The 12,540-nt window shown below is 64.6% G+C and carries 15 protein-coding genes; 8 read left to right on the top strand and 7 right to left on the bottom strand.

Features of this window, described 5'->3' with window-relative positions; all coding sequences use genetic code 11:
- Positions 1-9 precede the first annotated feature (9 nt).
- The 3 genes from C2U30_RS09340 to C2U30_RS09330 are packed head-to-tail and all read right to left on the bottom strand — an operon-like array spanning position 10 to position 999.
- Complete coding sequence (locus tag C2U30_RS09340) at positions 10-369, bottom strand: TIGR03745 family integrating conjugative element membrane protein (RefSeq protein ID WP_003090173.1); 360 nt, start codon at positions 367-369, stop codon at positions 10-12.
- A 16-nt stretch (positions 370-385) separates the two neighbouring features.
- Positions 386-619, bottom strand: a complete 234-nt coding sequence (locus tag C2U30_RS09335; protein WP_003050225.1) for a TIGR03758 family integrating conjugative element protein — start codon at positions 617-619, stop codon at positions 386-388.
- On the bottom strand, positions 616-999 hold the full coding sequence (locus C2U30_RS09330) for an integrative conjugative element protein, RAQPRD family (protein WP_003120001.1): 384 nt from the start codon (positions 997-999) through the stop codon (positions 616-618). Before C2U30_RS09330 ends, C2U30_RS09335 begins: the two co-directional genes overlap by 4 nt.
- Before the next feature lie 203 nt (positions 1,000-1,202).
- Here C2U30_RS09330 and C2U30_RS09325 point away from each other — a divergent pair, with 203 nt between their 5' ends.
- The 8 genes from C2U30_RS09325 to C2U30_RS09290 all read left to right on the top strand — a co-directional run bounded on the left by C2U30_RS09325 (position 1,203) and on the right by C2U30_RS09290 (position 8,441).
- Positions 1,203-1,673, top strand: coding sequence for a helix-turn-helix domain-containing protein (locus C2U30_RS09325; protein WP_003050245.1), 471 nt, complete (start codon positions 1,203-1,205; stop codon positions 1,671-1,673).
- Between the two features lie 68 nt (positions 1,674-1,741).
- Positions 1,742-2,245 (top strand): PIN domain-containing protein, encoded by a 504-nt coding sequence (locus C2U30_RS09320; protein WP_014747691.1) that lies wholly within the window; start codon positions 1,742-1,744, stop codon positions 2,243-2,245.
- Positions 2,246-2,262: 17 nt separating this feature from the next.
- Positions 2,263-3,177 (top strand): CBASS system CD-NTase-associated protein Cap6, encoded by a 915-nt coding sequence (cap6, locus tag C2U30_RS09315; protein ID WP_003105629.1) that lies wholly within the window; start codon positions 2,263-2,265, stop codon positions 3,175-3,177.
- Positions 3,174-3,644, top strand: coding sequence for a type III CBASS phage resistance system CD-NTase-associated protein Cap8 (gene cap8, locus C2U30_RS09310; protein WP_003105626.1), 471 nt, complete (start codon positions 3,174-3,176; stop codon positions 3,642-3,644). The genes cap6 and cap8 overlap by 4 nt, the downstream gene beginning before the upstream one ends.
- Positions 3,641-4,141 carry a type III CBASS phage resistance system CD-NTase-associated protein Cap7 gene (gene cap7, locus C2U30_RS09305; RefSeq protein WP_003090159.1) on the top strand — a complete coding sequence of 167 codons (501 nt, stop codon included), beginning with the start codon at positions 3,641-3,643 and terminating at the stop codon, positions 4,139-4,141. Before cap8 ends, cap7 begins: the two co-directional genes overlap by 4 nt.
- Positions 4,141-5,043: a CBASS oligonucleotide cyclase gene (locus C2U30_RS09300; protein ID WP_003105624.1), complete on the top strand. Its 903-nt coding sequence runs from the start codon at positions 4,141-4,143 to the stop codon at positions 5,041-5,043. Before cap7 ends, C2U30_RS09300 begins: the two co-directional genes overlap by 1 nt.
- Positions 5,044-5,081: 38 nt before the next feature.
- Positions 5,082-5,807: a CBASS effector endonuclease NucC gene (gene nucC, locus C2U30_RS09295; RefSeq protein ID WP_003050273.1), complete on the top strand. Its 726-nt coding sequence runs from the start codon at positions 5,082-5,084 to the stop codon at positions 5,805-5,807.
- A 66-nt stretch (positions 5,808-5,873) separates the two neighbouring features.
- Complete coding sequence (locus tag C2U30_RS09290) at positions 5,874-8,441, top strand: AAA family ATPase (protein WP_003105622.1); 2,568 nt, start codon at positions 5,874-5,876, stop codon at positions 8,439-8,441.
- A 40-nt stretch (positions 8,442-8,481) separates the two neighbouring features.
- On the opposite strand, the gene C2U30_RS09285 is transcribed toward C2U30_RS09290, so the two are convergent.
- From C2U30_RS09285 to C2U30_RS09270, 4 genes are read right to left on the bottom strand one after another with little or no spacing between them, the layout of a single operon-like run.
- Positions 8,482-9,231, bottom strand: a complete 750-nt coding sequence (locus C2U30_RS09285; RefSeq protein ID WP_003109778.1) for a TIGR03747 family integrating conjugative element membrane protein — start codon at positions 9,229-9,231, stop codon at positions 8,482-8,484.
- Positions 9,228-11,420 (bottom strand): type IV conjugative transfer system coupling protein TraD, encoded by a 2,193-nt coding sequence (gene traD, locus C2U30_RS09280; RefSeq protein WP_003116813.1) that lies wholly within the window; start codon positions 11,418-11,420, stop codon positions 9,228-9,230. The genes C2U30_RS09285 and traD overlap by 4 nt, the downstream gene beginning before the upstream one ends.
- Positions 11,421-11,424: 4 nt before the next feature.
- Positions 11,425-11,973 (bottom strand): integrating conjugative element protein, encoded by a 549-nt coding sequence (locus tag C2U30_RS09275; protein WP_003109779.1) that lies wholly within the window; start codon positions 11,971-11,973, stop codon positions 11,425-11,427.
- A complete protein-coding gene (locus tag C2U30_RS09270) occupies positions 11,970-12,539 on the bottom strand; it encodes a transglycosylase SLT domain-containing protein (protein ID WP_003050289.1) in 570 nt (189 codons plus the stop codon). Before C2U30_RS09270 ends, C2U30_RS09275 begins: the two co-directional genes overlap by 4 nt.
- Position 12,540: the final 1 nt, after the last annotated feature.

Here is a 12,540-nt window from a genome sequence, read left to right as displayed (position 1 = left end):
CGGCCTCGCTTACAGGATGCCGGTGGCTTCGGTGAGCAGCCAGATGCCGATCACGAGCAGCACGGCGCCGATGGCGACCGTGAGGCCGAATTGGCCCCACGTCTTGCGGCCGGTGTGGATCTCCGCGTAGGTGCCGTAGGCGTGGTAGCAGACGCCGATGAACATCGACGCCACCACCAGCAGGGCCACGAGCATGATGATGTCGTAGCCGTAGTTGCGGATGGTCTCCATGATGCCGTTGCCGGTGCCGCGCGTCGGGTTCTCCAACTGCGGCAGACCTTGCGCGAACGACAGTGCGGGCAGCGCGGCGGCGCCCAGGGCCACGGCGGCGCGCTGGGCAAAACGGGAAGTGAGGTTGCGGTTGTGCATGGTCGGGCCTTTCATGTCAGGACAGGAGGAAGAAACTCAGGACGAGGTACATCGCGACGAAGCGGATGCAGACGCCGAGGAACTGGCGCTGGTTGAGGCGGCTCTCGGACCACCCCACATAGGCCGTTCGGATGGCCCAGACGCCCCACACGAGCAGGACCGCGAACACGACGCCGACCAGGACGGTCGCCATCGCGGAAGGCGCGATACCGCTGTTGGCTTGAAATGCCGAGACCTGGGCGCCGTTCATTGCTCGCCCTCCGCAGTCGTCTTCGGCGATGGCGAAGCGGCCCGCTCGGTGCGGTAGTCGCCGGCCAGTTCGGAGGGGTCGCGCGGCTGAGCGCGTGATGGCGTCAGGTGGAACTGGATGCCGGCGCGCACGCGCGCCAGGTCAGCCAGCAGCCGTGGGTAATCGAAGTGGTAGCGCTCGCCCGGCTGGATGGGGGCATGCGCGGCGCTGTCCGCGACGGTGCGTTCCAGCGCGTCGAGCTGGCGCAGCGCGGCGACCAACTCCTGGCGCTGCGCCGGGGACTCGGCCAATGCCATCGGGGACTGGCCCAGCACGAGGGCCGTCACGAAAAAAGTGGGCACGCCGCGATGCGCGGCGCGCAGCCAGATCGAAGCCACCATCGCGCCATTCCTGTGTGATCAGCAATGGGTTGATCGTGGAGATCAGGGCTGTTTCAGGCCGCAAACAATAGGAACTGGCGGACGACCGGATTGGGCATGCTGCGAGCGAACCTACAAAAGCACGGGTCGCGCTTCGATTATTGCGTTTTTCGAGTATTTCGAATATGATCGGCTCTGCAACCGTTTTCGCTTAGGAGCTACCCATGACCACCGCCACTGCCCAATCCAAGATGACCCTTCCCGCCGCGGGAGAGGTGAAGGCAGCCGTCCAGGGTCAACGTGCCTTGGCGGCTTACCTCGCAACCCAGTTCGAGACGCAGCACATCCAGATCTTTGATGACCACAAACAGGCTCATCAGGTGGAACTGCCTACCTCGGCTTTACGCCTGCTGGTCGACATCCTGGCCGAGTTGGCCGATGGCAATGCAGTAAAGGTGGTGCCCGTCCATGCAGAGCTGACGACCCAAGAGGCGGCGGACTTGCTCAACGTGTCCCGTCCCCATTTCGTCAAGCTGCTCGAAGATGGGGTGTTGGCATTTCATCGCACCGGCAAGCACCGCAGGGTGAGGTTCGCCGATCTGATGCAGTACAAGGAAGCGCGCGAGCGCGCCAGTGAGCAGGCGATGGCCGAACTCGCTCAGCAGTCGCAAGAGTTGGGAATGGGATACGAATGAGGCATTCCCCATTCACCGCCGTCTACGACGCGTGCGTTCTATATCCCGCGCCACTGCGGGATTTCCTGATGTGGCTCGGCCTGTCTGGCCGCTTCCGGGCGCGGTGGAGCCAAGCCATTCATGAGGAGTGGAAACGCAACCTGTTGATCAACCGCCCCGATCTCACCCGGGTTCAGGTCGACAGGACGTCGGATCTCATGGACCGGGCAATTCCGGACGGCTTGGTGGAGGGCTACGAAGCGCTCGTGGCAGGCCTGACATTGCCCGATCCGGACGACCGGCACGTCCTGGCTGCGGCGATTCGCTGCGGTGCGAGCGTGATTGTGACGTTCAACGAACGGGATTTCCCGAACGATCTGCTGGCTCCGTACGGCATCGAATCGCAGCACCCCGATGAGTTTGTGGACAACCTACTGGATCTGGACGCGGCCGCCGTGGTGTCGGCTGCGCAGCGCCAGCGTGCCCAACTCAAGCATCCGCCGATCGAGGTGGACCGCTATCTCGAAATCCTGCTGCGCCAGGGCCTTGTGCAAACGACCAAGGTGCTGGCGACCTATCGCACCATTCTCTGACCCGCCGAGAGCCACGGATGACCAAGAATCCTTCATCAGACGCCACTTTGCCGAAAGGCATCCATCGAAGCTGGAAGCTGCCGGACACGTCGCTGGGCGCCCTGTGGGATTCCATCGTCATGGACGAAGCTCTCAAGAAGCAGTTGCTGTCACAGGCGATCGTCAACTTCACGGTGCGCCCCAAGGTGGAGCGCACGGTACTCCCCCTGCACGGCGTGATCTTGTTGGTCGGCCCGCCGGGGACTGGGAAGACCTCCTTGGCACGGGGCTTGGCGCATCGTGTGGCCGAATCTTTTTCTTCTGCGAAGTTTCGATTGCTGGAAGTAGAGCCTCACACGCTGACGAGCTCTGCAATGGGAAAGACTCAACGCGCCGTGGCAGACCTGTTCTCGCAATCGATCGCAGAATCCGCAGCGGCGGGCCCGACGATCGTCCTTCTGGACGAGGTCGAAACGCTTGCGGCTGATCGAGCCAAGCTCAGCCTGGAAGCCAACCCGGTTGATGTGCACCGGGCCACCGACGCGGTGTTGGTGCAGTTGGACATGTTGGCCGAACGCAACCCGCATCTGCTGTTCGTGGCCACCAGCAACTTCCCACAGGCCGTCGACAGTGCCTTCCTATCTCGTTGCGACATGGTGATGGAGGTGCCACTGCCCGGCAAGGATGCCTGCAAGCAGATCCTGGTGGACTGCCTGAATGGCCTGGCAAAGACATTTCCGGGGATTGGCAAGCTTTCCTCGGCTCACCAGTTCGACGCGTGCGCTGGCGAGTGCGTCGGATTGGATGGTCGGGCCATTCGCAAGGTCGTAGCCAACGCCCTCGCGGCCGACCCGCAAGTGGCTATCGATCCGAACAAGCTTTCCGTAGAGCACCTGCGCAGTGCGATACGACAGGCAACGCAAATGCGCCTTCAAGGAGGGAAGCAAAAATGACCACCGTTGTCAGCCGGACGTTTCGCAGCTCGCCGCACCGCGATGCGTTGCAGACGTGGGATGCCATTGTCGAACTGCTCACTCAGGGCAAGGACGGCACGGCTCGCTCTGAACTCAGGGCCGTGGCGGGCGTGGCCGCCAGCTTGATCGCCGACCAGGCACCCAAGAGCGCGCCCATCGTTGCGACATGCGATGGACCACGGACCAGGATCTACTGCCTCTTCGACGAAGACGCGATCGATGGTGATGATGCCAACGAAGAAGTCTTGGGGTTCGAGCCGTTGAAGGGAGACTGGGGAGTCTCGCTGCCGTGTCCGAAGGAGCAGCTCGGCTGGGTGCAAACCGCGCTCAAAAAGCACAGTTCTCGCATCATTGCACGGGACTTGAGCCAAGGAATTGCCACGCAGGCGCAGGCCGATGCTGGACAAGCGCTGTCGCTCGACCTCGGAGGTTTCCTCAAGTCATGAGCACCGTCGCCACCTACTCGTACACGCACTCGGTTACCTATGTGACCGACAACATCCTCAAGAGCTTGAAAGACATCATCCTGCTCAGTGGGCTGGACCCCGAGCACTTCGCGGATCGCTGGGAGAGCAATACCCGAGCCATCAAGACGTGGCTCGGGACCGGTGATCTGCGCAAGGTGATTCTGGAGATCTACAACCCGGCAACCGACAAACTCGTGACCCGATGGGATATCGACATCGTGTATGGGTGGTCCGATGGCGACGGCAGCTTCTGGACAGATACCGAGCAGTTGAAGTACGCGATCAAGAAAGCTGGGCTGCTGCCATCGCAGGCCAAGTACAAGTTAATGCTCGATACAAAGCCAGGGCGGCCTGATGTGGAGGGGTGGAGCAAAGGAAGTTATCGCTCGACGGATGGAATGGTCAAGCAGAGCCTAGGCTCGACTGTCGAACACAGCGGCCTGGCGGGTCAGGCCGGATATTGGAGGCAACGCTGATGCTGTCGATCGATGAAGCTTTTCGCAAGTTCAAGTCGCGTCTGGAACTCAACGAACGCGAACAGAAGAATGCCTCGCAACGCCAGAACGAAGTGCGGGACTACCTGCAGACCAAGTTCGGCATTGCGCGCAGCTTCCTGACCGGGTCCTATGCTCGATACACGAAGACGAAGCCGCTCAAGGATATCGACATCTTCTTCGTGCTGAAGGACTCGGAGAAGCATTACCACGGCAAGGCCGCATCGGTAGTGCTGGATGATTTCCACTCTGCATTGGTGGAGAAATACGGTTCGGCGGCCGTGCGCAAACAGGCGCGCTCGATCAACGTGGATTTCGGTGTTCACATCGACGCGGAGGACAACACGGACTACCGGGTGGTCAGCGTGGATGCGGTGCCCGCATTCGACACCGGCGACCAGTATGAGATCCCCGATACGGCGTCCGGAAAGTGGATCAAGACGGACCCGGAGATCCATAAGGACAAGGCGACCGCAGCGCACCAAGCCTATGGCAATGAGTGGAAAGGTCTCGTGCGCATGGTGAAGTACTGGAACAACAATCCCAAGCACGGCGATCAGAAGCCGGTGAAGCCCTCGTTCCTGATCGAGGTAATGGCCCTTGAGTGTCTTTACGGCGGCTGGGGAGGATCGTTCGATCGCGAGATCCAGTCGTTCTTTGCCACGCTTGCCGATCGTGTTCATGACGAGTGGCCGGATCCCGCCGGACTTGGCCCGGCGATCAGCAACGATATGGATGCCGCGCGCAAGCAGCGCGCGCAGCAGCTGCTGTTCCAGGCGAGCCAGGACGCAAGCATCGCCATCGACCACGCGCGTCGTGGTCGCAATATCGAAGCGCTTCGCGCCTGGCGCGCACTGTTTGGCCCCAAGTTCCCACTGTCCTGATTCCATCGGCTTCCATACACGTCCCATCGAGGTACAGCATGTCCCAGTGGTCGCTTTCCCAGCTCCTGTCGTCCCTGCATGAAGACATCCAGCAGCGCTTGTCCGTAGTACGCAAGACCTTCGGTCACCCGGGTACGAAGGGGGATGCGAGCGAGAACGTCTGGATCGACATGCTGGATACCTATCTGCCCAAACGGTACCAGGCGGCGAAGGCGCATGTGGTGGACAGCCTGGGGAACTTCAGCCAGCAGATCGATGTGGTGGTGTTTGATCGGCAATATTCGCCTTTTATCTTCACCTACGAGAACGAGACGATCATTCCAGCCGAAAGCGTGTACGCCGTGTTCGAGGCCAAGCAGACGGCTGACGCGGGGCTTGTGGCCTATGCCCAGGAGAAGGTCGCCAGTGTGCGCAGGCTGCACCGCACGAGCCTGCCGATCCCGCACGCTGGCGGGACCTACCCAGCGAAGCCGTTGATTCCGATTCTGGGTGGCTTGCTCACCTTCGAGAGCGAATGGAGTCCTGCATTGGGCCCATCCATGGACAAGGCGCTGAACGCAAACCTCACCGAGGGGCGTCTGGACATCGGATGCGTTGCCGCCCACGGGCACTTTTTCTATGACCAAGCCAGCGGCGCGTACAGCTACACCAACGAAAACAAGCCGGCGACCGCGTTTCTTTTCAAGCTGATCGCGCAGCTTCAGTTCAGTGGAACGGTCCCCATGATCGATGTGGAGGCTTACGGTCAGTGGTTGACCAAGTGAGGGGTCGCTGTGGCAAGCATACGTTCGGAGTACCACCGGTTCCTGGCGCACTTGACGCAGCGGCACGTGCACGACGACGTGCGCCGGCTGGCGCACCTGGTGCTCGATCACCTGCAGCCACTGGCCGAGGTCGGTGCTGCACGCCGGGGGCGCTCCACGCGCTTGGCGCCGCTGGCCATCGCGCATCTGGCGCAGATGCCTGTCGCCTACGACGGGGACGCGCGCGGCCCCGAAAACGGGCCGGCGCTCGGGCGACTGCACCAGCTCGAAGTCGGGCCGTTTCGAGGATTCATGCGGCAGGAGACGTTCGACCTCAGCCATGACATCACCTTGGTCTACGGTGCCAACGGCACCGGCAAGAGCAGCTTCTGCGAAGCCTTGGAAGTGGCGATGCTCGGTTCGATCAGCGAAGCGCAGGCCAAGCGGGTCGACCAGCGGACGTACTGCAACAACGCTCGCCTGCGCCGCCACATCGCGCCAGTCCTGTCGTCTACGGCGGCGGGCGAGGCGCAGGCCGTCCAGCCCGACGAAGCTGAGTATCGCTTCTGCTTCATCGAGAAGAACCGCCTCGACGATTTCGCCCGAATCGCCGCGCGGACCCCGAGCGATCAGCGCCAGCTCATCGCCACCCTGTTCGGCGTGGACCAGTTCAGCGAGTTCGTGCGCGGCTTCAACCCCTCGCTCGATCAGGACCTGATGCTTGCCGGCGTGCAGGCGGCGCAGCTGGCGCAGCGTCGCCTGCAGTTGGCGAACTCCGAACAGACCATCGCCGCCTACCCGCAGAAGATCGCAGCGGTCGAGGGCCTGGAACAAGCTTTGGCGCAGCGCATGTCACCTGGCGCGACCTATCAAACCTGCGTGGACTGGCTGCTGGGTACGCCGCAGCAGCAAGGACGGCTACCGTATGTCCAGGCTCAGCTGGACGCCAACCCGCCTGCCATTCACGAGGTGACCCAGGCCCGCCTGCAAGCGTTGCTGGCAGAGGCCTACCGCGTCCAGGGACTGTGGCAAGCGTCTTCCGCGCAACTCGCGGCCCGCGCCGGCGAGGTGTCGTACGCGAAGCTCTACGAGGCCGTGCAAGCGTTGGCGGACGGGGCGACCGCGTGTCCGGCATGTGGAACCGAACTGGCCGCCGTGGCGCAGGACCCGTTCGCCAGGGCGCGAATGGGCCTGGAGCAGCTCGCGCAACTGGCCGTCCTGCAGCAGCAGGAGGCCGGGCATCGGACGCAGTTGAGCGAGGCGGTCCGAGCGCTGTGTGACGAAATGCGCCGCGTGGTGGCGGCGGCTGGGGTCGCTTGTCCTGCCGAATCGCAGGCCGCGGGCCTGCCACTGCTGCCTCCCACGTCGGCGGGCAATTGGCTCGGCGGCGGGGTGAATGGGGACCAGCGCGCCTGGCAAGCCCTCTTACGGATCGCACAGATCATCGAAGGCTTCGACGCGCAGGCGCGCGACGTGAATGCCCAGCGCGGCGCGATGGCCCAGGAGCGGGACCGCCTGCAACAGCATCAGCTGGAGATCGAACGGCTGCGGACCATGCGCACGACTGCGGATCAGGAGCTGGCGGCCGCCCGCCAAACCGTGGCCCAATTCGACGACGCGAACCGCGGCCTGATCCAGGCGGCCACGGACGAAATGCCGGTGGTGGTGCACCATCAGCGGGTCAAGGCCGCCTACGACGGCTTCCTGCCCGAGATTCAGGCATACCTGACCGCTCTGCCGGGGGTTCTGCTACAGGGGCTGGGAGACCAAGCCCGCCATCTCTACAACGCATTCAACCGGGCCGATCCGCCCGGCGATCTGCTGCACGCGCTGTGGTTGCCCGTGGCCGAGAACGGCAAGATCGAGGTGGAGTTCGCCGGCGAGCCGGGCGCGCGCTACGACGCGTTGATCGTCTTCAGCGAAGGGCACATCAAATGCCTGGGCCTGGCGATTCTGCTTGCCAAGAACCTCGCGCAGGGCTGCCCCGTGGTCATATTCGATGACGTCGTCAACGCGATCGACGACGACCATCGCGATGGCATCTGGCGTACCTTCTTCGAGGACGGTTTGCTCCACGGCAAGCAGGTTATCCTCACCTCGCACGCAGAGGAGTTCCTGCACCGCATCCAGCAGGAGTTGGGCGTGCGCCGCGCCGCGGCCATTAAGCGCTACAAGTTTCTCCCGCATCAGGGAGAGCACGAACTGCGGGTCGACAGCGACCCGCCAGCGAAGAACTATGTTCTTCTGGCCCAGCAGGCGTTGGCGGCTGACGAGAAACGCGAGGCACTGCGTCAGGCCCGGCCGGCGCTGGAGAGTCTGACGGACCGCCTGTGGACGTGGCTGGGTCGGCGGGCGGACGGCCGGATCGACATCAAGCTGAGCGGGCCCCGCGCGCCTTGGGAGCTGAACAATAAATGCACCAAGTTGCGGTCGGCCGTCGAGCGTATCGCGGCGCAACATGCGGGTGCGCCGGATGCCGTAGGGGCGTTGGTCCGGCTGCTCAATGTCAGCGGTACGAGTATTGAATGGGGTTACCTCAATAGCGGTGTGCACGACGCTCAGCGCGATCATGAGTTTGATCGGGCGACGGTAAGAACGGTCGTCGAGGCGGTTACGGCGTTGGATGCTGCTCTTGATACCCTGCAGAACCGATGAACGGCACACGGCTTTGCAGAGCCGTGCCGCCCGTGTCACCTCATAAGTACTTCTTGAAGCTGCCTGCGGTCAGGCTGACTGCCATCCCCAGCAACGCCGCGCTGGGCAGCAGGATGACCAGAGGATGCACCGATATGGGCAGAGCGAGATAGGTGACCCAAGGCAGCACGGCCAACGGCATCAGGCTGGCCTTCGCGCGGTGGTAGATGAAGCCGGATTCGCGGCCCGCGCCGAACCGGCGCACATCCCGTCGCACCAGGCCGTCAATCAGGCCGACGAATGCCGCCGTGAGGATCAGCGGCAGCGTGAGCACCAGGACCAGCAGGCGCACCAGGAAGGTGAGCGTCGTGAAGGCCGCAGCGATCAGGTAGCTTTCGGCCCAGACATAGACTTGGCTGATGTAGTAGCGGAAGTTGCGGCTCTGCCCGTGGCTGGGCGCGCGGACGCGCTCGGCGGTCTGGCTCATGCGCTCCAGCAACCCCGAGCGCACGAACACCCACTCGTACCCGGTATCCACCAACTCGTGCGCCGTGCGCCCGGGCTCCTGTACCACCACGCTGCGCGTGAAGTGGTTGGACAGGTGCCCGAGTTCGTACCGCAGCATCTGCTGGGAGTGGCGCCAGCCCTGGTCCTTCCAGAACAGGTGCATGCCGGCGCACTCCACCACGATCGAGAACAGCAGCGAGCCAATGAGCACCCCGAGCAGCCGGAACGGTAAGGTGATGGTGCCGACGATCAAGCCTTGGCGATGGTTCTGCTCCCGCTGCGCGGTCGAGGCGGCATCCTTCATGGCACGGCCTCGTTGCCCGCGCCATCGTCGGCGCCGGTGGCCACCGCGCCGGGCTCGGCCGCAGCGGCATCGTCCAGCAGGTCGTCGGGCAAGGCCGCATCCTGCAAGGCCGACGAGCTGGTGAACTCCCACCACTGCGTGGCCTCGCTGTAGCTCTGGCGCATGTACCCGGCCAGTTGCTGCAGGTCCGCCGGCATCACTTCATCCGGGTCCGGCGCCGGCAGCGGCATACGCACCTTCCAGAGCTGGCCGCCCTGCAGCAGCGCGAAGCACTGGCCCTTGGGCAGGCCGACGACGTGTGACGGCTCGATCATCGGCACGCTGGCCATGCTGATGCGGTCCTGGGTGTTCGACGTGAAATCCGTCGCGCCGCGGATGTCTGAGCTGTCCGTCGCGCCCGAGACGATGGTGGTTGTATAGACCTCGACCTTCGGCAACTGCCTCGTCAGCAGTTCCGCGGTGGCCGTCTCGCGCACGCGCAACATGAATAAATTGTTGAAATTCCCGATCACTTGGCCGGCCTTCGCGCGATTTCCGATGCGGGCCTCGATGTCCGAGAGCGTCTGCGTGTACGCCGTGACTTGCAGGCCGGCACCGCCGCCCTTGTTGATGAGCGGGATGAATTCATCGCCCATCAGTTCATTGAATTCGTCCGCGTGCACGTTGATCGGCACGCGAGCGCCAGCCACTGCGCCGGGCAGGCCATCGTCGATTCCGTGCTTGTAGATGTGTCCGGCCACCGAAACCAGGTCAGAGAACATCGAATTGCCGACCGCTGCGGCGACCTCGGCGTCAGACAACGCATCCAGACCCACATAGACGATGGCCCGCTTTCGGATGACCTGCATCCAGTCGAAGATCGGGCGCGGGTCGGCCAGGTCGGAGTAGTTCGGCGCCAGGAGCTGGGCGATCTTGCCGCTCGTGAGCTTTTCCAGCAGCGGCAGCAGCGATGCAACGATCTTGTCGAAGTAGGTCTTGTCGTAGCGCACCGCCGAGCGCAGGCCATCGAGCACAGGGTCGTAGTTGCGCGCCTGGGAGAGGTATTGCTCCAGCGCCACCACACGCTTCTCGCGCCCGATCATGTTCCTTGGGATGTTCTTCTCGTTGAGCTTGGCCTCGATCTGGACGATCACCTCCCAGGCCTTGGGCTCCGTCTTGGCAAAGTAGTGCTGGGCGTACTCAATGAACAGCGCGTCGATGTTGATGACGTGGCGCTGGATCAGCATGTAGTCCGGGCGCTGCCCCAGTTCCACCAGGGCGCGGGCGATGATGTTCACGAAGCGCCATGCGAACTCGCGGAACGCCGCGCTGTTGCCTTCGCCGGAGAGCTGCCCCGCGATGCGTGTCGCCACTTCCGAGATCCGACCGAAGCGGCCCACGGCGTTGTAGCGGGCGCTGATTTCCGGCCAGCCCAAGTGGAAGATGTAGAACTCGCCTTCGCGGCCAGCGCGCTGGGCTTCGACGTACATCCGTTTCAAGAGATCGGCATCCCCCTTGGGGTCGATGACGATGACGACCTCATGCTCGCCGGCAGCATTCCTGCGACGGATGTCCTGCGTGACGAACAACTCGGCCAGGCGCGTCTTGCCCACCCGCGTGGTGCCCAGCACCAGCGAGTGCCCGACGCGCTCGCCCAGCGGCAGGCTGACGTCCACTTCGTCGGGCTCGATGCCGTGCAGCCTTGGCAGGCCGCCGACAGGCGGCAACGGGCGCACGGGGTTGAAAGGCGCGTCCCAGCCGGTGAGCTTCGGCAGGCGCGAGAGCGGCAATGGCGCGAACTCCAGCCGTTCCTCCAGGCGCCTGGTCAGCCGGTAGGCCGGCGTCGGCTCGACGTAGCGGCGGAACTCGGGCCGGTACGTCTGCATCAGCCGATGCGTGTGCTTCTGCTCCCAGAGAAAGCCGCGCCCCACGAATAGGCGCTGCTGGCTGACCGGCACGTCCTTGCTGGTCATCACGTAACGCGGCAGACGGCGGATGTTGCGCCGGTAGCGCAGGATGATGCGGGCATCGCGGTAGCGGATCGCGCCGTAGGCGCCGAACGCCAAGGCGCTGCCGATGCCCATGGCCGGGCTCAGCGCGAGCGACCATGGGGCCACCAGGCACAGAAACGCGGCGCCTGCACACGCCGCGACGGTGTATAGCTCCACCGCTGGGCGTAGCAGAACCTCGACCGGCTGTTTGCCCGACATGGCTTCATTGCTCGATGCCGGTGGCCGTGATCAGCGCCGGGTAGTGCCGCAGGCCCAGGCGATCGGCCAGGTCGTCGCCGGCCACGGGCGCGAGCGGCACGCCCGGCACCAGGGCGCGCAGCCGCGCCAGGCCCTGCGCGGTCTCGACGTTGACGACCAGGCCGACCGCGCCACGTTCGCGCAAAGCGGCGGCGCGGCGCTGCAACCAGGCCCGGGAAGCCTCGTCGTCGCCGATGACCACGAACGGCCGCAGGCCGGGCGCTTCGATCACCCGTCGCGCGACGGTGCCGGGCGTGAGCTTGGCGCTGCGCACCGGCAGCATCGCGGCTTCGTCCGCCCGTGTGGCAGGAACCTGGGGCGTCGGGATGGACGGCCGCGCCGGTGCGTTGGCGCGCGGCTGGAGATTCAGGGCTTCGTAGTACGGCAATGCCGACGTGCCGCCACGGTCCTCGACAACGATCAGTGGCTCGCCGGCACGCGAGGCCAGCGGCAGGCCTGACAGCAGCATGAGTAGGCCCGTGAACGCGAGATGGGCGGGATGGGGTTTCGTCATGGGGAGGTCTCCTGGCGCGCCGCGAGGACCGCGGCGGCTGGTCGCGTGCCCTGCACGCGGGCAAGGTGGCGCGACACGCTGCGCCGATAGCGGGCGGCGGGCTCGCCGCCTGCGGGGCGGTGGTAGCGGCCGATCGCCAGCAGCCAGTCCTCGCCGGGGGTGTGCTGCTCCTTCAGGATCTCGGCGGCAACGGCCAGGTTGCGATACGGATCCAGCAGGTCGCACGCGCCGGTAAAGCGGTGCTTGTGGTAGCCGAGGTTGATCTGGCCCAGGCCCGCATCAATGCGCGTGTGCGGCGTGGCGCGCATCGCCTGCTGCAGGCCAGCGCAGGCGTCGGCGCGCGTGGCGAAGCGGCGCGACTGGCCGGCGACGTTGAGGGACCACGGCCACGGCACCAGGCGCCCGTTGCGCCGGATGCCGCTCTCCTGCAAGGCCACGGCGTAGAGCACGGTCGAGGGGATGCCTGCGCGCTGGGCGGCAAGCTGGTAAGCCGGTGGCGGAACCTCCTGGGCCAGGGCGGCAACGGCATACAGGCCGGCAGTGAGCACCAGTGCGCGCAGGGGCATG

Source organism: Aeromonas sp. ASNIH5 (genome assembly GCF_002902865.1).
In the GTDB taxonomy this organism is placed as follows: Bacteria; Pseudomonadota; Gammaproteobacteria; order Enterobacterales; family Aeromonadaceae; genus Aeromonas; species Aeromonas caviae.
The sequence above is the reverse complement of the archived record's forward strand: the minus strand, read 5'-3'. Positions and strand labels throughout refer to the sequence as shown.